Origin of the sequence: Novosphingobium lindaniclasticum LE124 (assembly GCF_000445125.1) — a bacterium.
In the GTDB taxonomy this organism is placed as follows: domain Bacteria; phylum Pseudomonadota; class Alphaproteobacteria; order Sphingomonadales; family Sphingomonadaceae; genus Novosphingobium; species Novosphingobium lindaniclasticum.
In genome coordinates this window covers 72,006-94,063 of sequence record NZ_ATHL01000054.1, presented here as the reverse complement: position 1 = coordinate 94,063, position 22,058 = coordinate 72,006, and the positions used below count along the sequence as shown (strand labels likewise).

Here is a 22,058-nt window from a genome sequence, read left to right as displayed (position 1 = left end):
CGAGCTGCTTCAGGCACGATAAACGGGAAGGGCCCTGGCGGAAACGCCGGGGCCTTTTTCATTGATGGCACGTCGCGGGAGAAGCGTGCACCATCGGGACAGCGCAAAATCTGTGCGTTGATGCGTCTGCTGCTCCACTTTCGGATACAAGCTGTGCTAAGCGCGGCTCGATTTGGTTTTCCCCGGGGGATACATTGCTTCGCAGGACCATCGCGGCCTCATCCATGTGCCTGGCCGCTCTCGCCGTCTCCGCGTGCGACGGCAGCGAACCGAGCGACAACGGCGAAACCTATGTCCAGGAGAGCCCAGCTGCAGAGCCGGTCTGCAACGACCCGCTCGCTGATCCGGCAACGCTTGAGCGTAATCGCGAGGCCGACAAGACGCTGAAGGCGCTCTTGGCAAGCGGACAGGCGGATGCCGTGGCGGAGGCGAAGAAGGCTGCTGCTTCCGGCGATTTCCGGCTCGTGGCGGCGGTAACGCTCGACGGGATCGACACCCTGGAGTTCGGTGCGGAATGCGTGCTCCGCGGCGGTCTGTCGCCGCGAATGGCGCGCGTCGTGACCTATTTCGGCGATGATGCCATTCCGACGCCGGCCCCGGCGCCTTCTCCGAGCCCGACCGGCACGGAGGCTGCCGGTGAAGGGGCAGAGGACGTGCTGGGGGATTTTGCGCGGACATTCAACGAGACGCTGATTGCCGATCCGGCCTATCCGTATAGGGATGTCTGCCGCGCGCGGCCTGCCTCGAAGCAGGGCGACGACAATGACGCGGCCGATACGAAAAAGCTCAAGGACAGCGCGCAATCTAAGTCGCAATCCAAGGATGCTCCGAAAAGGAGCGGCCGGATCTACGGCTACGCGGATCTCGGGCCGTTGCCGGAAAATCCGACTTTGGCGGATGCTGCGCGGAGAGGGAATGTCGCCGTCCTTCGCAAGCTGCTTCTCGGTACTCCGGCGGCCGAAGCGACCGGCGATGCCTTGGACGGGCCGACGACGATCGATTCTCCCGATCTGTTCGGTATGACCCCGCTTGCCTGGGCCATTGCCTATCGCCGTGAAGCCGCTGCGCGTTTCCTCCTGTCACAACAGGCGAGCCCTTCGGGAGCGCAATGTCAGGCGCTGGTCGACCGCGATTCGCCGATGCAGATCGCGCGGGCGCAAGGCTGGCTTGCGATGGTGCAGAAGATGAAAGCGCTGGTCCCGGAAAACGATTACGCCGCGCTGGCTGAGGATCCCGTGCTGCCTGACGGCAACAAAGCGGAATTCAATCGCGAACTGGCGCAGCTAGGGGAAACGTATGGCAAGATTTTCAACAAGGACGCAATGACGCGCCACGAGTTGAAGTTCACGCTGAACGCCAAAGGCCAAATCACGGCCTGCAGTTTCGAGCCGAAAACGGTATCGACTCAGTTCGACGCGGACATCTGTGCTTTGGGTAAGGACGTGCTGCAATGGAAGCCGGCGCGCGACGCCGAAGGGCGCGCCGTCCGGGGCGATGCGAAGCTGGTCATCCGTCTGCGCGGAAGCTGACGAGCCCTCGGCGATTGCAAGGGACGAGTTAGGGCGTGACAACGTCCTCCGCTTCGCCTATGGCCCCGCCTTCCCATTTAGCGCGATCAAAGCGAAAGCGAGTGCAGACTATGAAACTGAATGATATCCGCGATAATGCCGGCGCCCGTCACCGTCGTATCCGCGTCGGACGTGGCATCGGCTCGGGCAAGGGCAAGACCGCTGGCCGCGGCCAGAAGGGTGCCAAGGCACGCTCGGGCGTTTCGATCAACGGCTTCGAAGGCGGCCAGATGCCGCTTCACATGCGCCTGCCGAAGCGCGGCTTCTCGAACAAGAAGTTCGCCAAGGATTACGCGGAAGTGAACCTGGGCATGATCCAGAAGGCGATCGAATCCGGCAAGCTCGACATCTCGGGCGTGGTCGATCATGCGGTCCTCCAGGCCGCTGGCCTGGCCCGCGGCGGCAAGGACGGCGTGCGCCTCCTCGCCAAGGGCGAACTGACCGAAAAGGTCGAGTTTAACGTTGCCGGTGCTTCGAAGAGCGCCGTGGCCGCTGTCGAGAAGGCCGGCGGTTCGGTTATCCTTCCTGCCAAGGAAGCCGCCGAGGCCTGAGGCATCGCGATCGCGATATGCTCATAGGGGAGGGCGGGCGCCATGCGCTTCGCCCTCTCTTCATTATGACTTGCGCCGCGCTGGGGCCTTCCAGACCCGCCGTGAATGTCTATATGAGCGGACCAGAACCGGTGTTCGACAAGCCTTCATGCAGTCGCTAAGGCTGGACCCGAACCGACTATCGAGGCTTTACAAATCGTCATGGCTTCACGCGCCGACAATATCGCCAGCACACTGAGCCTGGCCAACTTCTCGAAGGCGACCGAACTCAAGAACCGAATCTGGTTCACGATCGGCGCGCTGATCGTTTTCCGATTCCTGAGCTTCGTTCCGTTGCCCGGGGTCAACCCGCTGATTCTCTCGCAGCTTTACAGCAAGACCCAGGGCGGCATTCTCGACCTGTTCAACACGTTCTCGGGCGGCTCGCTTTCGCGCATGAGCCTGATCGCACTTGGTGTGATGCCGTACATCACCAGCTCGATCGTCGTACAGCTGGCCGCGTCGCTCCATCCGGCGCTGGTGGCGCTGAAGAAGGAAGGCGAGGCTGGTCGCAAGAAGCTGAACCAGTACACGCGCTATGGCGCCGTGCTGCTCTGCGCTATCCAGGGCTGGTTCCTGGCGGTGAGCCTTGAAGCTTACGGCGCATCCAGCGGCCTTCAGGCCGTGGTCGACCCGGGCATGGTCTTCCGGATCGGCGCGGTCATCTCGCTGGTCGGCGGCACGATGTTCCTGCTGTGGCTCGGTGAGCAGATCACCTCGCGCGGGATCGGCAACGGCGTTTCGCTGATCATCATGGCGGGTATCGTCGCACAGATGCCCACTTTCGCCAGCAACGTCGGTCAGGCCTACAGCGCCGGCGACACCGGTTCGATCCTCATCATCTCGCTGATCGTGCTGATCGTGGCCATGATCCTGATGATCTGTTTCGCCGAGCGTGCCCAGCGCCGTCTGCTGATCCAGTATCCGAAACGCGCTACCCAGCGCGGTATGATGCAGGCCGATCGCAGCCACCTGCCGCTGAAGATCAACACCGCGGGCGTGATCCCACCGATCTTCGCCAGCTCGCTGCTCTTGCTGCCGCTGACCATCACGCAGTTTGCCGGCAATTCGCTGAATCCCGAATCGACTTGGGGCAAGATCGTCGTCGCGCTCAACCAGTACCTGGGCCACGGCAAGCCGCTCTATATGCTGCTCTATGCCGGCGGCATCATCTTCTTCTCGTTCTTTTACACCGCGGTCGTCTTCAATCCCGAAGAGACGGCGGAGAACCTCAAGAAGAACGGCGGTTTCATCCCGGGCATTCGTCCGGGCAAGAATACCGCGAACTATCTGGATTACGTGCTGACCCGCGTAACCGTGATCGGCGCGATCTACTTGACCATCGTCTGCACCGTTCCCGAGTATTTTCTCTCGATGACCGGTCTGCCGTTGCTGTTCATGGGCGGAACCAGCCTGCTGATCGTCGTCAACGTCACGGTGGACACGATCACCCAGATCCAGTCGCACCTGCTGGCACACCAGTACGGCGACCTGATCAAGAAGGCTAAACTCAAGGGACGTATGCGCTGACAGCGCGTTCAGGGACAGATGAGGGGTAAGGCGTGAATATCATCCTGTTAGGCCCGCCGGGGGCGGGCAAGGGAACGCAAGCGCAGCGATTGGTCGAGCGGCACGGCATGCGCCAGCTTTCGACCGGGGACATGCTCCGCGCAGCCGTGAAAGCGGGCACCCCGACCGGGCTCGAAGCCAAAGCGGTGATGGAGCGAGGCGAGCTGGTCTCCGATGCGATCGTCTCGGCGCTGATCGGCGATGAGCTCGATGCCATGGGTGCGGATGTCGGCGCGATCTTCGACGGCTATCCCCGCACCGCCGCTCAGGCGGAATCGCTCGACGAGATCCTCCGTGTTCGCGGTCGCCAGCTCGACCATGTGATCGAGCTGGAGGTCGATGAGGAAGCACTGGTCGAGCGCATCACCGGCCGCTTTACCTGCGCTTGCTGCGGCAAGGGGTATCACGATACGTTCGAGCAGCCCAAGGTTGCCGGCGTCTGCGACAAGTGCGGCGGTACGGAATTCAAGCGTCGTCCGGATGACAATGCGGAAACCGTCCGCACGCGTCTCGCCGAATATCGCGCCAAGACGGCGCCGATCCTGCCGATCTACGAGGCGCGCGGGATCGTCGCCAAGGTTGACGGCATGGCCGACATGGATCAGGTATCCGGCGCGATTGAAGCTATTCTCAAGTCCTGACATAGCCGGCGGGGTCTTCGCCCCGCCGGTTAGAGGGACGTTCGATGAGAACGCCGCATTGCTTCGCCTGAGCGTCATCGCGGCGGCAGGCGTCTTGTCATGGCAGCCCGTGCAGGCGCGGGTTGCCGTACTTTCGAACAAGGCCATCGTGTTGCGCTATGTCGCGGCGGTGCCCGGTCCTCCTGAAAAGACCTGGGATGTTCTTGTCGCCCCCGCTTCGTGGTGGGACGGCGCGTACAGTCATTGTGGTGACGTCGCAAATCTGAGCATCGATCCACGCCGAGGAGGATGCTTCTGCGAAACATCGCCCTCGCACAGCGGTGATGGGGACAGGAATCGGGGCGGTGTGGAGCATATGCGGGTCTCCACGCAGATAAAGGCAAACTGCTCCGCATGAGCGGTGCCGTCGGCCTAGTCCAGGCCGACGCGGTGCAGGGAGCGATCACGTTCCGTCTCGACCCGGACAGGGGCGGTACGCGGATCGTCGCCGAATACGTCCTAGCGGTTACGCCAGTTCCGGCCTGGATCGCATCGCTCCTGCCGCGGATGCCGTGCTGGAAGTACAGATCGGCCGACTCGCCGCCATTTCGGGTGGGGAGATCGAGCAGGAAGCGAGATAGCGGTGAATCGTAGGGCCCACGAAAGGCGTTGCATCGACTGCCGTCTTTTTGACTAACCTTGCGGGATGCGATAAACGGTTCCGGCGCACCCGCTCTCTTAGGCTGATGGTCTGGCCGGGATCGAGCGACGCTGTTCGCAGGCGTTGACATGCCTTGCGAATCGTCTTATGCGCGCCCTTCACTCAAAAGGTTTCGGCAAGTCCGGGTGGCGATGGCACCGAGCGTGCCGCCTACCGGACCTTTTCGTCATTTCGCTTTTCGAGTGAGGAAGCGTTGAGATGGGGCCCGCCGAGCGGCGTTCCCTGTGGAGCATGGAGATTTAAGTGGCTCGTATTGCCGGGGTAAACATCCCCACCAACAAGCGCGTTATCATTGCGCTCACCTACATCCATGGTATCGGTCGTACCAAGGCTCTCGAGATCGCCGACAAGCTTGGCATCGATCACAGCCGCCGCGTTCAGGACCTGTCGGACGCCGAAGTCCTTCAGATCCGCGAAACGATTGACGCCGATCACACGGTGGAAGGTGACCTTCGTCGCGAAACCGCGATGAACATCAAGCGTCTCATGGACCTCGCTTGCTACCGTGGCCTGCGTCACCGCAAGGGTCTGCCGGTTCGTGGCCAGCGCACGCACACCAATGCGCGCACCCGCAAGGGCAAGGCCAAGCCCATCGCCGGCAAGAAGAAGTAAGCCGCGCGGGCCGAGCGATCGGCCCAGTCGGTTTCCCCCAGCGATTTTTCGACAGGATACACGGATATGGCACGCGAACCTCAGCGCATTAAGCGCCGCGAGCGCAAGAACATCACGAGCGGCATCGCGCACGTGAATGCAAGCTTCAACAACACGATGGTGACCATCACCGATGCCCAGGGCAACGCGATTTCGTGGTCCTCGGCCGGTATGATGGGCTTCAAGGGCAGCCGCAAGTCGACTCCCTATGCCGCCCAGGTTGCTGCCGACGATGCCGGCAAGAAGGCCGCCGAGCACGGCGTCCGCACCCTCGAAGTCGAAGTCAAGGGCCCTGGTTCGGGTCGTGAGAGCGCCCTGCGTGCGCTCCAGGCCGTCGGCTTCACCATTACCTCGATCCGCGATGTGACGCCGATCCCGCACAACGGCGTGCGTCCTTCCAAGCGTCGCCGCGTCTGATCGAGCTAATCCGAACGGCGAACCGGTCGTCGTTCGGCTTCGGAACGTCCCGGGCCTTTCCACCAGGCCGCGGGACGTAACCGCCATCACTCCCAGGGGAAGTCCATGACTGTCAACATCAAGAACTGGCAGGAACTCAAGAAGCCGAACAGCCTTGAGATCAAGCCGGGACCCGACCCCAAGCTGAAGGCGACTTTCGTCGCCGAACCTCTCGAGCGCGGCTTCGGCCTGACGCTTGGCAACGCGCTGCGTCGCGTGCTGCTCTCCTCGCTGCAGGGCGCCGCGATCACCTCGATCAAGATCGAGAACGTGCTGCACGAATTTTCGTCGCTTGCCGGTGTGCGCGAGGACGTCACGGACATTGTCCTGAACGTCAAGCAGATCGCTCTCAAGATGCAGGGTGAAGGCCCCAAGCGTCTGCAGCTCTCGGCCACGGGTCCGGGTGAGGTGAAGGCCGGCGACATTGCGGTGTCGGGCGACATCGAGGTCATGAACAAGGACCTCGTGATCTGCCACCTCGACGATGGCGCAGTTCTGAACATGGAATTCACCGCCGACACCGGCAAGGGCTACGTCCCGGCCGTGTCGAACCGCCCGGTGGATGCGCCGATCGGTCTTATCCCGGTGGACTCACTGTACTCGCCGGTCCGTCAGGTCAGCTACAAGGTCGACAACGCCCGTATCGGTCAGGAACTCGACTTCGACAAGCTGAGCCTCACGGTCGAGACCGACGGCACCGTGGCACCTGAAGATGCGGTGGCTTATGCCGCTCGCATCCTTCAGGACCAGCTGGCGCTGTTCGTCCATTTCGAGGATATCGCTCCCGTTGGACAGTCGCCGATGATCGGCATGGCTGCCGGCAGCGCTGCCGCCTCGGAAGAGAGCGACACCAACCAGCTCAACCGCTACCTTCTCAAGAAGGTGGACGAGCTGGAACTGTCGGTCCGTTCGGCCAACTGCCTCAAGAACGACAACATCATCTACATCGGCGACCTGGTCCAGAAGACCGAAGCCGAGATGCTGCGCACGCCGAACTTCGGCCGCAAGTCGCTCAACGAGATCAAGGAAGTCCTTTCGTCGATGGGCCTGCGCCTCGGCATGGACATCCCGGGCTGGCCGCCCGAGAACATCGAAGAGATGGCCAAGAAGCTGGAGCAGGAACTGCTCGGCTGATCGGTTCTCACGATCGGAATGAAGAGGGCTTCGCGAGCAATCGCGAAGCCCTTTTTCGTTATGGCCCTCTGGGCGTGAGCTAGGCGTGGCGCATATGGCCGAAAATCGCTGGGTCCTTATTTCCGGTTGTTCGGGTGGAGGCAAATCGTCTTTGCTCGCTGAACTCGAGGCTCGCGGCTTTGCCTCCGTGCCGGAGCCCGGCCGGCGTATTGTTATGGCGGAAACGAAGAGGGGCGGTCGAGTGCTACCATGGATTGATTTGGCGGCCTTCGCGGAACGGGCCATGGCGGTCGCTCGGGCCGACCGTGCCGCTGCTGCGGATAGCGACCAGTGGGTGTTCTTCGACCGTGGGCTGGTAGATGCCGCCGTCGCGCTTGAACTGGCTTTGGGGGAGCCGGTCCTGGGCCGAATTGCCGCGGAGCGTTATCATCGCCGCGTATTCGTAGTTCCTCCTTGGCCTGAAATTTACATCAATGACGCTGGTCGCAGGCATGGGCTGCGCGAAGCGGTCGACGAGTACGAGAGGTTGTTGAAGGCCTTCGATACACTGGATTATTATGTCGAAGTGCTGCCGAGAACCACTGTCGAAGCTCGCGCGGACTTCATCTTGGAGAAGTTGGGGTAGGTCCCCGCTTTTCCTGACACGAAGCGGCTGCAACGCTGCTTTACCTTGACTCTCCGTCCGTTTTCGTCTTGAGGGCAGCGCTTCACGAAGAGAGAATCGGCTTAGGGCGGTGGCCGCACCGCATCGCCCGGCAGGCAGTACCTGAAACGGCTGCCTGACAAACAGGAAGATAAGACATGCGTCACAAGCACGGTCAGCGCAAGCTGCAGCGCACCTCCGGCCACCGTGCCGCCCTTCTGCGCAACATGGCCGCCGCGCTTATCAAGCACGAGCAGATCCAGACCACGACGCCGAAGGCGAAGGAACTGCGTCCTTACCTCGAGAAGCTGATCACCCTTGCCAAGCATGGTGGTCTTTCCAACCGTCGTCTGGCGCATGCTCGCCTGATGGACGAAACGCAGGAAAAGAAGCTCTTCGAAGTTCTCGCCGAGCGTTATGCCGGTCGCAGCGGCGGCTACACCCGGATCATCAAGGCCGGCATCCGCGCTTCGGACGCCGCTCCGATCGCGATCATCGAACTCGTCGATCGGGACGTCGAGGCCAAGGGTCAAGATTCGGGTCCGGTTGCTGCTGAGACCGAGGAATACGCGGAAGCCTGATAGCTTCGGCCTTCGCTTTCCACAGGGAAGCGGATGAAACATTGCAAGAGCGGTCGCGAGTGCTAAGCTCGCGGCCGCTTTTTGTTTTTTGTTTCAGGGGAATGGAATGCCTTGGAAAGGCGGGCTCGGCGGGGCCTTAGGCGCGATGACTTTCAGCTTGCTCTCGGCGCTGCCGGTATCGGCCCAGACGGTATCTGAGCCGGCGGTATCTATAAAGAAGGGGGCGACGATGAACTATCCGGAAACCCGCCGCGACGATGTGGTGGACACGCAATTCGGCGAGAAGGTCGCGGATCCCTATCGCTGGCTCGAGGCGGACGTCCGCCAGGATGCGAAGGTGGCCGACTGGGTCGACCGCGAATCGCGCTTTACCCAGGCCTATCTGGAGACTCTGCCGCAGCGGGCATGGTTCAAGCAGCGCATCAGTACGCTCATGGATTTCGAGCGTTATGGCCTGCCGGTGAAGGCGGGTAAGCGCTACTTCTATACGCGCAACAGCGGGTTGCAGAACCAGTCCCAGCTTTTCGTGCGGGATGGTCTGAACGGAAAGCCGCGTCTCCTGATCGATCCGAACGCCTGGGCCAAGGACGGCGCCACCGCGCTCGATGCCTGGGAGCCTTCGCAGCAGGGCCGCTACGTTCTCTACAGCGTGCAGGACGGCGGCAGCGACTGGCGCATTCTGCATGTCATGGATGCGACAAGCGGCAAGGTTCTGGATGACGAACTGCGCTGGGTCAAGTTCAGCGGTCTGGCCTGGATCGGTGAGGAAGGCTTCCTCTACTCCCGCTTCCCGGCTCCCAAGGAAGGCGCGGCGTTCCAGAGCCTGAACTACAACCAGGCGATCTACTACCACCGTCTGGGCACGCCTCAGAGCGCCGACGAACTCGTCTATGCCACTCCCAAGCACCAGGACTACGGGCATACCGCCGAGGTGACGCAGGACGGGCGACTGGCGGTAATCACGACGCACGTCGGAACCGATTCGCGCTACGACGTTCGCGTCATCGATCTGTCCCGTCGGGGCAAGGACGGTTGGGCCGCACGTCCGATCGTCACCGGCTTCAAGGATGACTGGCGGCTTGTGGAAGGCGCGGGCCAGAAGCTCTGGTTCGTGACGAACGAGAACGCGCCGCGCTACCGATTGGTCAGCATCGATCTTGGCGCAAGTGCGCCCTCGTTCACCGAAATCGTGCCCCAGCGAGACGATATTCTGGAAAAGGCGGGCATCGTCGGGCGACAGTTGGTGCTCAACTACATGCGCGATGCCGCGAGCCATGCGGAGATCGTGGGGCTCGACGGCAAGCAGGGGCGGGCGCTGGCTCTGAACGGCATCGGAACGGCGTCCGGTTTCCGGGGCAAGCCGGGCGATCCGGAAACGTTCTACTCGTTCACAAGCTTCAATCGCCCTGCCTCGATCTTCCGCATGAACCTCGATACCGGCGTGTCGGAGCCCTTTGCTGAACCGGCGATGGACTTCGATCCCGCCGAGATCGCGGTCGAGCAGCGCTTCTACACCTCCAAGGACGGAACGCGGGTGCCGATGTTCCTGGTTCGCCGCAAGGATGTGGCAAACGCCGGCAAGGCGGTGCCGACGCTGCTCTATGGCTACGGTGGTTTCGATATCTCGCTGACGCCCGGGTTTTCGGCGAGCCGGATGGCCTGGGTCCAGGCCGGCGGCGCCTTCGCCATGGCAAATCTTCGCGGGGGCGGGGAATACGGACGTGCCTGGCACGATGCCGGTCGGCGCGCCAACAAGCAGAACGTCTTCGACGACTTCATCGCCGCCGGCGAGTACCTGAAGAAGGAAGGCGTCGCCACGCAGGACGGTCTAGCCATCCAAGGCGGATCGAACGGCGGTCTTCTGGTCGGAGCCGTGCTCAACCAGCGTCCCGACCTGTTCGCCGCCGGCGTGCCGCAAGTCGGCGTGATGGACATGCTTCGCTTTGACCGGTTCACCGCCGGACGCTATTGGGTGGACGACTATGGCTATCCCGATCGCGAAGCGGATTTCCGGGTGCTGCGCGCCTACTCGCCTTATCACAACATCAAGGCGGGAACGAACTACCCGGCCATTCTGGTGACGACGGCCGACACCGACGACCGCGTTGTTCCCGGGCACTCGTTCAAGTACGCGGCGGCTCTCCAGGCCGCTCCGTTGGGCGACAAGCCGCATCTCATCCGCATCGAGACTCGCGCCGGTCACGGCTCGGGCAAGCCGACGGACAAGGTGATCGAGGAAAGCGCGGACGTGCTGTCATTCGTATCGCAGTGGACCGGCTTGGCGGTTCCCAAGTAACGCCCATGCGGTTCCGCAAAGGCGGCGCCGATCGCCGGAGCCCCTTGCGGAGCCTTCAGTCCGCGCCTTCATGGGCGGGCAAGCCTAGCGACCAGTGGATGGCAGCGCCGCGCAATGCGAAGCCGACCGTGGCAGCCACGGCCCAGGTCAGCGCCGGGGAAAAGCCCATGGCGAGGCCTGCGGCCGCCACGGCAGCGGCAAGGGCCCCTGCGGTGACATAGAGTTCGGGCCGCATCAGGATCGAGGGCTGTCCCGCCACGACGTCGCGCACGATGCCCCCGACGCAGCCCGTCACCACGCCCATCACCATGGCCGGCACGGGGGGGACGCCCCAGGCCATCGCCTTGATGGTGCCGAAACCCGAGTAGACGGCAAGGCCAAGCGCGTCGGCCCATTCCAACAACCTGCCCTGCCACCAGCGCACCGGCGTGAACCAGGCGAGAAGCGCCACGGCCAGGCAGACCGGCGCCACGAAGGGATCGCGGACCCAGAATACGGGGGCGCCGATCAGCAGATCGCGCAGGGTGCCCCCGCCCACGCCGGTCATGAGGGCGAAGAAAGCTACGGTCACGAACGTCTGGCGCATCTGCGCTGCCGACAAGGCGCCGGTCAGCGCAAAGACGGCGATGCCCAGGATGTCGAAGGCCGCGGGCAGGGCGGGGGAATCTGGCGGGATGATCGTGGGCATGGTCAAGTCATAGCCGCGTGCCGGGAAAAGCGGGAGCGAAAGCTGGATGGCTCGGGCCGTGGTTTGATCCGGGCGCCCCGTAGAAAAGCGCGCGGCGGAAAGGGGATTAAGCGTCGGAAGCAATTCCAACGCGCGCGGCTCTGTCCTATCACCGAGGCATGACCACGCCCCAGACCAGCCTCGCGACCGACGAAGCCGAAGCCGCCAACGAATTGATGCGCCTGGCACGGCAGATCCATCGCGCCAATCGGCTCTATCATGCCGAGGATGCGCCCGAGATCTCGGACGCCGAATACGATGCCCTCGTTCGCCGCAATGCGGAACTGGAGGCCGCCTTCCCGCACCTCGCGCGGCCCGATAGCCCGAGCAACAAGGTCGGCCATGAAGTCGCCGCTTCGCCGCTCTCGAAAGTGACGCACGAGGTTCGCATGATGAGCCTCGACAACGCCTTCACCGATGAGGAGGTGGCGGATTTCGTGGGCCGGGTGCGGCGTTTTCTCTCGCTCTCGGCCGACGATCCGGTGCTGGTCACGGCGGAGGACAAGATCGACGGCCTCTCCTGCTCCTTGCGCTACGAGCAGGGCAGGTTGGTGCGGGCAGCCACGCGCGGCGACGGGCAAGTGGGTGAGGACGTGACCGCCAACGTCGCCCACATCCCCGACGTGGTACAGGAACTGACCGGCGACGGCGTGCCAGAGGTCTTCGAGGTCCGCGGCGAAGTCTATATGGAAAAGGCGGCGTTCCTCGCGCTCAACGAAACGCTCATGGCCGAAGCCCGCGCGCAGGCGGAAGCGAGGGGAGAGGCGTTCGACGAGACCAAGGTCCGCCAGTTCGCCAATCCGCGGAATGCCGCCGCTGGGTCGCTGCGCCAGAAGGATGCAAGCGTAACTGCCAAGCGCCCGCTGCGCTTCTGGGCCCATGGATGGGGCGCGGCGAGCCGGATCCCCGGCGCAAGCCAGCACGAGGTGATCCGCAAGATTGAGTCCTGGGGCTTGCCGGTCTCGCCGCGGTTCCGGCTTTGTCATTCGGTGAAAGACATGCTGGGGGCTTACCGGGGCATCCGAGACGGCCGTGCGGCTCTGCCGTTCGAGATCGACGGCGTCGTCTACAAAGTCGACCGGCTCGACTGGCAGCAGCGCCTGGGGTTCGTGGCGAAGGCGCCGCGATGGGCTCTGGCGCACAAGTTCCCGGCGGAGCGCGCGGAGACCGTGCTCGAATCCATCGACATCCAGGTAGGTCGCACCGGCAAGCTCACGCCGGTAGGCCGCCTGAAGCCGGTGCTGGTCGGCGGCGTCACCGTCACCAACGTGACATTGCACAACCGCGACGAGATCGCGCGGCTTGGCGTTCGTCCAGGCGACCGGATCGTGCTGCAACGCGCCGGAGATGTGATCCCGCAGGTCGTCGACAACGTCACCCGCGACGAGCAGCGGCCCGCTTTCGTCTTTCCTGACAGGTGCCCGCAATGCGACAGCGAAGCCGTGGCGGAAGAGGGTGAGGTCGATGTGCGCTGCACCGGCGGATTGATCTGCCCGGCCCAGCGTACCGAACGCCTGAAGCATTTCGTCAGCCGGGCCGCGCTCGATATCGAGGGGCTGGGCGAAAAGACCATCGACGAGTTCTTCGCCAAGGGATGGCTGGAAAGTCCCGCCGATATCTTCCGCCTGCGTCGGCGCCGGGAGGCCATTCTCGGGCTTGGCGGATGGAAGGACAAGTCTGTGGACAACCTGTTGGCGGCTGTGGAAAGCAAGCGCAGTCCCGACGCCGCCCGCCTGCTGTTCGGGCTGGGCATCCGCCACATCGGCGCGGTTACGGCGCGCGATCTGCTGAAGCGCTTCGAAACCCTGCCCGCCCTGCGCGCCATCGCCGAGGCCGTGCATGTTCGCGGCGGTGAGGACGCGGCCGCTGCCGGCAGCGAGGCCTATTCGGAACTGGTCTCGATCGACGGCATCGGTCCCGCCGTGGTGGAGGCGCTCGGCGGCTTCTTCCATGAAGAACACAACCGCGAAGTCTGGGACGACCTGCTCTCGGAAGTGTCGCCGCCGCGCTATGTCGTGGAGACCGTGGACAGCGAAGTGGCGGGCAAGACCGTCGTTTTCACCGGTAAGCTGGAGACGATGAGCCGGGACGAGGCCAAGGCCCAGGCCGAGCGGCTCGGCGCCAAGGCGGCAGGGTCGATTTCGGCAAAGACGGACCTCCTGGTCGCAGGGCCGGGGGCAGGGTCCAAACTGAAGAAGGCCGCCGATCTCGGCATCCGGGTCATCGACGAGGCCGAGTGGGCGCAGATCGTTCAGTCAGCGGATCGAACTGGCCGTTGAACGACGGGCCCGAGATTTAAAGGCGCAAGGGCGGGCGGCGGCACCGTGCCGACGTCCGCCCTCCAGCTACTGCGCGTATGGGCGCGCGCGATCAGGTATGCCGAGCCTGTCGTTCGTGCAGGTGTCGGTAGTGCTGAACCCGGGTTGCGCGCAGTCCTGCCATGCCCTCGCGCTCGACGGCGCGTTGCCAGGACGCCAGTTCCTCAAGCGTGAGGTCGTAGCGGTCGCATGCCTCGGCAATCGTCAGCAGGCCTCCGTTCACGGCGGCGACGACTTCCGCCTTGCGGCGGACGACCCAGCGTGAAGTATTGCGCGGCGGCAGGCTGCTCTTGTCGAGAGCTTCACCCAGGGGTCCGACGACGGCACGCGGCCGATCTAGATCAGATTGAAGCATTTTGGCCTCTCGAGCTGTTGTTACCAGCCCCCCTTGGCCTTAATTCTTGGTGGAAACCCTTAATTCAACGTAACTGTGCATGATTAACGAGAAATTACCACGACTCATGCAAGGTATTGATTGTTCATGAAAAGCCCCGACGAGAGATCGAGGCTAACCCTTTATAGGGCGTTTACGCAGAATAATTGAACGGCGCCCCCCCAATGGATCTTCGCCATCGGACGGGGCGGGACACATTCCGTGTCATCTGCGCCGGGCGCGCATCCACAGGATGGACCAGTCACCGTTCACCAGGCGTCCCGCCAGGCGCAGCCCGGCACGGCGGCAGGCGCGGCGAACCGCTTCTTCTTGGGTTTCGAGCAGGCCGGCAAGGACCAGGCTGCCGCCCGGTGCCAGCGAACGGGCGAAGTCGGGTGCCAGCGACACCAGCGGCCCCGCGAGGATGTTGGCCATGATGAGGTCGTAGGGCCCGCGTGCCGCGATCAGGGGGTGGTCCATGCCATCGGCCACGGTCATTACCAACTCGCCGCCGCGCGGGCCCATCCTGACGCCGTTGGCCTTGGCATTGTCTTCCACGACGCCGACGCAGACCTGGTCGATGTCGCTGGCGGTGGCGAGAGCGCGAGGCCAGAGCGCCATGGCGGCGAAGGCAAGCAGGCCGGTGCCGGTCCCGATGTCGGCATGGTTGCGGAAGATCAGCCCTTGCGCCTTCATGTGCGTCAACATGGCGAGGCAGCCGGCGGTCGTGGCGTGCTGGCCGGTGCCGAAAGCCTGGCTGGCTGGGATCGTGAAGTCGATCACGCCACGCTCGTCCGTTGCCGGATGGTCGGGCGTGTGAACGTGGAACCGGCCCGCCCGGATCGGTTCGAGGCCTTGCTGGCTGGTCACGAGCCAATCGGTTTCGGGCAGTTCCTCGATAATGAATTCGGGGGTCTTGCCGCCTGACGGCGCGCCTTCGAACAAGGCTGCGACCGCGTTCTTCTCCGTGTCGCCGGGCTCATGGGCCAGCCAGGCCTCGAGCTGCCAGTCATCCGGCTTGTCTTCCGCGATCTCGCTGCCCGACAGGACGATGTCGGGATCCCAATCAAAGGCATCTTCATGCGCGATCAGGGCGCTCTCGATCACGGCGCGGGGGGCGTAGGCGGTAATCTTCCAACTCACGAACGGATCTCCTTTGCCTCGGGAGCGGTCTCTTCGGAAAGGCGCGTCTCGAAGCGGGCTTTGGCGGTGGCCGCATAGCGGCGGCAGGCGGCGGGATCGACCAGCGGGGCTGCACCCGAAAGCCGCGCGAAAAGATCGCTCGCGCCGGGGTGGGGGGTGATCAGCAGATCGCAGGGAAGCGTAGCGATGCGGTCGAGGCCCTTGCGGACGGCTTCGACGCGCACCGGGTGGTCGGTGAAGCGATAGCCCTTGGCCGAGATGGCCGACGCGCTGTCAGCATAGGCGACCGTCAGGCATTGCTTCTGCTCGTCGCAGGCGCGCCAGGTCCAGCTTGTCGAGCCAGCGGCATGGGCCAGAGTGGCGTGGGCGGTCAGCGAGAGCTTGCCCACTGCCACGTGCTCGCCGTCCGCCAGGTGCCTGTCGACGCGGACGGCGGGGAAAGCGTCGAGACCACCGAACTGCGGATCTTCCGGATCGGCTTCGCCGGTTTCCAGCACCTGTGCAGCAGCTGGCAGTGCGGCGACGCGGGCTCCGGTTGCGCGCTGGAGGGCTGCCAGCGCCCCGGCATGGTCGAAATGCTCATGGCTGGAAAGTATCCAGCGAACGTCGCGCGCCTTGAAACCCGCAGCGGCGATGTTGGCGAGAACCAGCGGTGCCGCTTCGGGAAGCCCGCCGTCGATCAGGACGTGGCCATCCGTTCCGGTGACGAGGATTGCGGAAATACCGCAAGTACCGACGTACCAGGTGTTTCCGAAAAGCTTGGCGGGCGGCGCTGCTTCCGCCCACCCGTCGCGCCCTTTGCAGGCATTGGTCAGCTTTGCTCCGTCGGCACTCGGCTCTACTGTGCGGGGCGAGGCGGGCGGAGCGGCTTGTTCGGCTCGGACCTCCTGCGCGGTTTCCGCATTGCCGGACGACGGCGCGCAGGCAGGCAGCAGCGCGAGGGCAAGGATGTTAGGGACAGATCTCATAGGACCGCGCTTTAGGCTCACGAGGGCAGCAAGGCCAGTGGCGGAAGGATCGCAAGGGACTTTGTCGCGGCGAACGGCCATGCTCTCTCGAAGGGCGTTGTGCGCGACGCATGCGCGATGTGCTTCGCGGAACTTGCGCGAAGCGGCGATTTGTCTAAGGGGACTTTCGACAGGGGCAGCCTCGAGGCTGCTGCATAAGGCAAAAGGGATTCGAAAGAGCCATGGCCAAAGACGGCACCAGGAACCGTCCGCTTTCGCCCCATCTCCAGATCTGGCGTTGGGGCCCTCACATGTTCGTCTCGATTCTGCACCGCGTGACGGGTGACGGAATGGCGTTCGCCGGACTCGGCGTGCTGCTGTGGTGGCTCGGAGCGCTCGCGGGCGGCCCGGCCTCTTACGAGACCTTCAGTTGGGCGATGACGACGCCGATCGGCTATCTCGTCCTCGTCGGCATCTCCTGGGCGTTTTTCTCCCACATGATGAGCGGCCTGCGCCACTTCGTGCTCGACGTGGGTGGCGGCTTCGAACTCAAGACGAACAAGACCTGGTCGGTCGTCTGCCCGATCCTGGGCGTGCTCGCCACCGTCGCCTTCTGGGCGATCCTGCTGCTTCGCTGAGGAACGGGAATCATGGGTAACGGAACTTCCATCGGCCGCGTTCGCGGCCTCGGCTCTGCGAAGCACGGTGTTCACCACTGGCTGCTCCAGCGCTTCACCGCCATCGGCAACCTTCTTTCGGTGCTGTTCCTGGTCGTCTCGATCCTGCTGCTGCCGGACATGAGCTACGCCACCGTCGTGGAATGGATCTCGCGTCCGGTTCCGGCCGTGGTGATGATCCTGCTCGTCTTTTCGACCTTCTGGCATGCGCGCCTGGGGCTCCAGGTCCTGGTCGAGGACTATGTCCATGACCACGCCAACAAGTTCGCCTGCATTGCCGCGCTGAACCTTGCCGCCGTCGGCGGTATCGCCTTCGGCGCCTTCTGCATCATCCGTCTCGCGCTGGGAGCACACGCCTGATGTCCGCGCCTGCTTACAAGATTATCGACCACGTCTACGACACCGTCGTCGTCGGCGCCGGTGGCTCGGGTCTGCGCGCCACTATGGGCTCTGCCGAAGCCGGCCTGAAGACTGCGTGCATCACCAAGGTCTTCCCCACCCGCTCCCACACCGTCGCGGCGCAGGGCGGCATCGCCGCCTCGCTCCAGAACAACACGCCGGACCACTGGACCTGGCACATGTACGACACCGTCAAGGGGTCGGACTGGCTGGGCGACCAGGACGCCATCGAATACATGGTGCGCGAAGCTCCGGCCGCGGTTTACGAACTGGAGCACGCTGGCGTGCCCTTCAGCCGCAATGCCGACGGCACGATCTACCAGCGCCCGTTCGGCGGCCACATGCAGAACATGGGCGAAGGCCCGCCGGTGCAGCGCACTTGTGCCGCTGCCGACCGTACCGGCCACGCCATGCTCCACGCGCTCTACCAGCAGTCGCTGAAGTACGACGCGGACTTCTTCATCGAATATTTCGCGATCGACCTGATCATGGACGCAGGCAAGTGCGTCGGCGTGATCGCGCTCTGCATGGATGACGGCTCGATCCACCGCTTCCGTTCGCAGGCTGTCGTGCTCGCGACCGGCGGCTACGGTCGCAGCTACTTCACCGCCACTTCGGCCCATACCTGCACCGGCGACGGCGGCGGCATGGTCCTGCGCGCGGGCCTGCCCCTCCAGGACATGGAATTCGTTCAGTTCCACCCGACCGGCATCTACGGCGCGGGCGTGCTCATCACCGAAGGCGCGCGCGGCGAGGGCGGCTACCTCACCAACTCCGAGGGCGAGCGCTTCATGGAGCGCTATGCGCCTTCCGCGAAGGATCTCGCCTCGCGCGACGTCGTCTCGCGTTCGATGGCGATGGAAATCCGCGAAGGACGCGGCGTCGGCCCGCACAAGGACCACATCTACCTGCACCTCGATCACATCGATCCCAAGGTGCTGGGCGAGCGTCTGCCGGGCATTACCGAGAGCGGCAAGATCTTCGCGGGCGTGGATCTTACCCGCCAGCCTCTGCCTGTCGTCCCGACCGTGCACTACAACATGGGCGGCATTCCCTGTAACTATCACGGCGAAGTCGTAACCATCGGCCCGGACGGCAACCCGGACACCGTGGTTCCCGGCCTCTTCGCGGTCGGCGAAGCTGCCTGCGTCTCGGTCCATGGCGCCAACCGTCTCGGCTCGAACTCGCTGATCGACCTCGTGGTCTTTGGCCGTGCCACCGGTCACCGCCTTAAGGAAATCGTGAAGGCCGGCGCCGCGCAGCCCGAGCTGCCGAAGGATTCGGCCGATCTTGCGCTGACCCGTCTCGACCACTTCCGCAATGCCAACGGCGGCTCGTCCACGGCGGAAGTCCGCACCGAGATGCAGCGCACGATGTCGGGCCACGCCGCCGTGTTCCGCACCGACGAACTCATGGTCGAAGGCAAGGAAAAGCTCGCCAAGACCTACGAGCGCATGAACGACATCAAGATCGCCGATCGCGGCCTGATCTGGAACTCGGACCTGGTGGAAACGCTGGAACTGGACAACCTGATCTCGCAGGCTTCGGTCACGCTCCACGGCGCCCAGGCGCGCAAGGAAAGCCGCGGTGCCCACGCGCACGAGGATTTCCCGAACCGCGACGATGCCAACTGGATGAAGCACACCGTCGGCTGGTTCAATGGCTGGGGCGGCAAGGGCGGCGAAATCCGCCTCGATTACCGTCCGGTTCACGAATATACGCTGACCGAAGACATCCAGTACATCAAGCCGAAGGCGCGCGTGTACTGATCCGTCAATCGGATAGAGATGAAAAAGGGGCGGCGTACCGGAAGGTGCGCCGCCCCTTTTGCGGTCACAAGAGCACCTTCGTCCGCAACCGATCTGCATTTCACGCTTTTTCTGCCCGACGCGCCGCAAAGTGCAGGAGGCAGAGGCATGACTCGTACGCAGATGGATCCGCTACTCGAACCGCATGTTGAGAACGATCCCCTGGTCGGTTCACTCGCAGAGGCGCCGGGGAAAGCCTGGGGCTGGGTGCTGGCTTATGGCGTTCTGCTTTTGCTGATCGCGCTGATCGTCATTGCCAATCCTCTGGTGGCGGGCATGGCGACGGGGCTGCTCATCGGCGTCGTTCTCGTGATCTACGGCATCGCCGCCGTAGCCTCCGGCTGGACCTCGCTTTCGCGCCGGGCGCGCTGGGTGGAAGTCCTGCTCGGTCTGCTCGCTTTGGCGGCAGGGGTATTCGCGATTTTCAACCCCGTGGCAGGCGCTCTTTCGCTGGTCTGGGCGATCGGGGCCTGGCTCGTCGCATCGGGAGTTTTCCAAATCGCTTTTGCGCTGAAGGCCCAGCACGACCGGGGATGGCGACTCTTTCTTGGCGCGCTCGATGTAGTGCTGGGGCTGGTCCTGCTCTTTGCAAATCCTGCGACGGGCCTGGCGTTCCTGGCGGTAATCATCATGATAAGCCTCGTCGTTCGCGGCATCTTTCTGATCCTCCTGGCTCTATCGCTTCGCAAGCTGGGGGTCTGACCCGTTCATCTGGCGTTCATGTTTACACACGTAGTCGATTACGTATGTAAACGATGGAGCCAGGCGTGTCGCAGTCTCACGAACAGCCCGAACGCATATCGGACGCTGAACATGCCGTGATGGAAGTGCTGTGGGAACGCAGCCCGCTGACCGCCGCTGAAGTCTGCGAGCAGGTTTGCGAGCCGCGTGGCTGGAGCCTGGCTACGGTGAAAACCCTGCTTTCGCGTCTGGTGGCGAAGCAGGCGCTCGCCACCGAGCCCGACGGCAAGCGCTTTCTCTATTCTCCGCGCGTTGCGCGCGACTCTTACGTTGGCAGCGAAAGCCGCCGCCTCGTGGATCGTCTCTTCGGCGGCCGCGCCGCGCCGCTGTTCGCGCATCTTGCCGAATCGGACGCACTCACCGAAGATGACATCGCCGAGATCGAAGCCCTGTTGAAGGAGCTGAAGTCATGATCGAATGGCTTACCGATACGCTCGTCATGACTGGCGCGCTGATGGCGCTGGTGCTGCTCGTTCGACGCCCGGTCTCACGCTGGTTCGGACCGGCTGCCGCCTACGCCTTGTGGGCGCTGCCCATGCTGCGCCTGATCCTGCCGCCGCTGGCGCTACCGATCGGGATTTTCGGCAGACCCGAGATTTCGGTAGAAACGGTCACGGCAGTAGCGCACCCGGCGCCGCCGGTTGCAGTCGAGGCCGGGGATGGCGTGTCCCCGATCATGGATAATGGGATCGACCACGCCTCGGTCGAGCCCGACGTCTTGATGCAAGTGCCCTGGTTGCAGGTTCTTGTGGCCGTCTGGCTGATCGGTGCGGCGGTGTTCCTCGTGCAGCGTTTCCGCAATTACCGGCTGATGCGCGCCGAACTGCTGGCAGGCGCACGGCAGGTGGCCCACGCCGGAGACATTCGCATCGTCGAGAGCCCGGCTGCCGCCGCGCCTCTCGCTTTCGGAGTGCGTGAGCGGATCGTGGCGCTGCCTGAAAACTTCCTCGCGACCGTCGACTCGGAAAGCTCCGACTTCGCGATCGCCCATGAACTCGAACACCACGCCGGCAACGATCTCCTCGCGCTCATGGTCCTGCAGCCCCTGTTCGCGCTCCACTGGTTCAACCCGATCGGGTGGGCGGCATGGCGGGCGTTGCGGGCGGATCAGGAAGCGGCATGCGATGCGCGCGTGATGGCGGGCTGCAATCGTGACGTGCGGACCCGGTATGGCCGGGTGATCGCCTCCTTCGCCGCAGGAACGCGCCTGACATTGGCCGCGCCGATCGCGGGGGCGCTAGCAGGCGAAAAGCCGATCATCCAGCGCCTGAAGGCACTTGCCACCGTTGAGGTCTCGCCCGCTCGCAGAGTGATGGCGCGCAGCCTCTTCGCCTTCGCGGTAGTGGCGGTGCCCTGCACGGCAACGGTCACTTACGCGGCCATGGAAGAGCAGGGCATGCCCGAAGTGCCGCAGGTGCCGGATGCGCTTTCGGCGTCGATAACGCCTGCGGCTCCTGCCGTACCCTCCGTCCCTGAAGCGGCCGATGCACCGGCCGCACCGGAGCCGCCCCAGCCTCCCGAAGCGGTAGCCGAGCCGGACACTCGTTTCGACAACTGGCCCACTCCTGCAGCGCCGCGTCTGATCGGCGGCCTGGACGTTCCACCGCCGCCCCCCGCGCCGCCGGCTCCTCCTGCGCCTTCGTCTTACGAACGGATGGAATCGATCCAACGGGCGGCTGCTCGTGCGCAGGAGAAAGCGGCACAAGTCATGCGCAACATTCCGCAGGTCGAGCAGTCCGTGACGGCCGAGGGGAAAGTGCAGACTATCCGCGTCGTGCACCGGGACGAGAATGGTCGTCGCCAGATCCAGCAGACCATTACGATCGATGGTACATGCCCCGCCGACAAGCAGCGCAGTCCCAGCGCCGGCCGTCACGGTTCCAGTACCTATGTCTGCACCGGCGTTCCGCGTCAGGCGATGAATGCGGCTATGCGGTCGATCTCCTCGGCACGCGCGTCCGTAGCCTCGAACCGCATGCTGGCCGCTGAAGTTCGCGCCGAGATCATCGCGGAACTGGATCGCGAGATGGCGGAAACCAGGGCGGAGATGATCGGCGAGGCCGACTGACCGCAATGTGGCGGCCGGCGAGGCCAGG

At 64.0% G+C, this 22,058-nt stretch carries 21 protein-coding genes; 17 read left to right on the top strand and 4 right to left on the bottom strand.

All coding sequences use genetic code 11. The features are described from left to right. The first annotated feature begins 194 nt into the window (after nt 1-194). From L284_RS32195 to L284_RS32155, 10 genes are all read left to right on the top strand, one after another. A complete protein-coding gene (locus L284_RS32195) occupies nt 195-1,529 on the top strand; it encodes a hypothetical protein (protein WP_152524632.1) in 1,335 nt (444 codons plus the stop codon). Between the two features lie 110 nt (nt 1,530-1,639). Further along, on the top strand, nt 1,640-2,119 hold the full coding sequence (gene rplO, locus L284_RS32190) for a 50S ribosomal protein L15 (RefSeq protein WP_021233426.1): 480 nt from the start codon (nt 1,640-1,642) through the stop codon (nt 2,117-2,119). A 201-nt stretch (nt 2,120-2,320) separates the two neighbouring features. After that, nucleotides 2,321-3,688 (top strand): preprotein translocase subunit SecY, encoded by a 1,368-nt coding sequence (secY, locus tag L284_RS32185; protein WP_021233425.1) that lies wholly within the window; start codon nt 2,321-2,323, stop codon nt 3,686-3,688. A gap of 32 nt (nt 3,689-3,720) precedes the next feature. Next, nucleotides 3,721-4,368 (top strand): adenylate kinase, encoded by a 648-nt coding sequence (locus tag L284_RS32180; RefSeq protein ID WP_031341790.1) that lies wholly within the window; start codon nt 3,721-3,723, stop codon nt 4,366-4,368. Between the two features lie 943 nt (nt 4,369-5,311). Continuing rightward, a complete protein-coding gene (gene rpsM, locus L284_RS32175; RefSeq protein ID WP_021233423.1) occupies nt 5,312-5,680 on the top strand; it encodes a 30S ribosomal protein S13 in 369 nt (122 codons plus the stop codon). Between the two features lie 66 nt (nt 5,681-5,746). Continuing rightward, nucleotides 5,747-6,136 carry a 30S ribosomal protein S11 gene (gene rpsK / locus L284_RS32170; protein ID WP_007011846.1) on the top strand — a complete coding sequence of 130 codons (390 nt, stop codon included), beginning with the start codon at nt 5,747-5,749 and terminating at the stop codon, nt 6,134-6,136. A gap of 105 nt (nt 6,137-6,241) precedes the next feature. Then, nucleotides 6,242-7,309, top strand: coding sequence for a DNA-directed RNA polymerase subunit alpha (locus tag L284_RS32165; protein WP_021233422.1), 1,068 nt, complete (start codon nt 6,242-6,244; stop codon nt 7,307-7,309). Nucleotides 7,310-7,403: 94 nt separating this feature from the next. Next, nucleotides 7,404-7,934, top strand: a complete 531-nt coding sequence (locus L284_RS0123930) for an AAA family ATPase (protein WP_031341787.1) — start codon at nt 7,404-7,406, stop codon at nt 7,932-7,934. A 176-nt stretch (nt 7,935-8,110) separates the two neighbouring features. Continuing rightward, nucleotides 8,111-8,533, top strand: a complete 423-nt coding sequence (gene rplQ, locus L284_RS32160; protein ID WP_021233420.1) for a 50S ribosomal protein L17 — start codon at nt 8,111-8,113, stop codon at nt 8,531-8,533. A 145-nt stretch (nt 8,534-8,678) separates the two neighbouring features. Further along, a complete protein-coding gene (locus L284_RS32155; protein ID WP_081673932.1) occupies nt 8,679-10,829 on the top strand; it encodes a prolyl oligopeptidase family serine peptidase in 2,151 nt (716 codons plus the stop codon). Nucleotides 10,830-10,884: 55 nt separating this feature from the next. On the opposite strand, the gene L284_RS32150 is transcribed toward L284_RS32155, so the two are convergent. After that, on the bottom strand, nt 10,885-11,517 hold the full coding sequence (locus tag L284_RS32150) for a trimeric intracellular cation channel family protein (RefSeq protein WP_031341784.1): 633 nt from the start codon (nt 11,515-11,517) through the stop codon (nt 10,885-10,887). A gap of 158 nt (nt 11,518-11,675) precedes the next feature. On the opposite strand from L284_RS32150, the gene ligA reads away from it, so the two are divergent. After that, a complete protein-coding gene (gene ligA, locus L284_RS32145) occupies nt 11,676-13,835 on the top strand; it encodes an NAD-dependent DNA ligase LigA (protein WP_021233417.1) in 2,160 nt (719 codons plus the stop codon). A 91-nt stretch (nt 13,836-13,926) separates the two neighbouring features. On the opposite strand, the gene sciP is transcribed toward ligA, so the two are convergent. The 3 genes from sciP to bla form a co-directional block, all read right to left on the bottom strand. Beyond that, complete coding sequence (sciP, locus tag L284_RS32140) at nt 13,927-14,229, bottom strand: CtrA inhibitor SciP (protein ID WP_021233416.1); 303 nt, start codon at nt 14,227-14,229, stop codon at nt 13,927-13,929. Between the two features lie 243 nt (nt 14,230-14,472). Then, the gene (locus tag L284_RS32135; RefSeq protein WP_021233415.1) at nt 14,473-15,390 is read right to left on the bottom strand and encodes a 50S ribosomal protein L11 methyltransferase; all 918 of its coding nucleotides are present in this window, start codon (nt 15,388-15,390) and stop codon (nt 14,473-14,475) included. Further along, nucleotides 15,387-16,358, bottom strand: a complete 972-nt coding sequence (bla, locus tag L284_RS32130; protein ID WP_021233414.1) for a subclass B3 metallo-beta-lactamase — start codon at nt 16,356-16,358, stop codon at nt 15,387-15,389. The genes L284_RS32135 and bla overlap by 4 nt, the downstream gene beginning before the upstream one ends. A 221-nt stretch (nt 16,359-16,579) precedes the next feature. On the opposite strand from bla, the gene sdhC reads away from it, so the two are divergent. The 6 genes from sdhC to L284_RS32100 all read left to right on the top strand — a co-directional run bounded on the left by sdhC (nt 16,580) and on the right by L284_RS32100 (nt 22,030). Further along, entirely contained in the window at nt 16,580-16,975 is a 396-nt protein-coding gene (gene sdhC / locus L284_RS32125; RefSeq protein ID WP_021233413.1) for a succinate dehydrogenase, cytochrome b556 subunit, read from the top strand. Nucleotides 16,976-16,987: 12 nt separating this feature from the next. Then, entirely contained in the window at nt 16,988-17,374 is a 387-nt protein-coding gene (gene sdhD, locus L284_RS32120; protein ID WP_021233412.1) for a succinate dehydrogenase, hydrophobic membrane anchor protein, read from the top strand. Then, complete coding sequence (gene sdhA, locus L284_RS32115; RefSeq protein ID WP_021233411.1) at nt 17,374-19,182, top strand: succinate dehydrogenase flavoprotein subunit; 1,809 nt, start codon at nt 17,374-17,376, stop codon at nt 19,180-19,182. Before sdhD ends, sdhA begins: the two co-directional genes overlap by 1 nt. A 147-nt stretch (nt 19,183-19,329) precedes the next feature. Beyond that, entirely contained in the window at nt 19,330-19,923 is a 594-nt protein-coding gene (locus L284_RS32110; RefSeq protein WP_021233410.1) for an HdeD family acid-resistance protein, read from the top strand. Nucleotides 19,924-19,976: 53 nt separating this feature from the next. Beyond that, on the top strand, nt 19,977-20,375 hold the full coding sequence (locus L284_RS32105) for a BlaI/MecI/CopY family transcriptional regulator (protein ID WP_021233409.1): 399 nt from the start codon (nt 19,977-19,979) through the stop codon (nt 20,373-20,375). Continuing rightward, nucleotides 20,372-22,030, top strand: a complete 1,659-nt coding sequence (locus tag L284_RS32100) for a M56 family metallopeptidase (protein ID WP_021233408.1) — start codon at nt 20,372-20,374, stop codon at nt 22,028-22,030. The genes L284_RS32105 and L284_RS32100 overlap by 4 nt, the downstream gene beginning before the upstream one ends. The last annotated feature ends 28 nt before the right edge of the window (nt 22,031-22,058 follow it).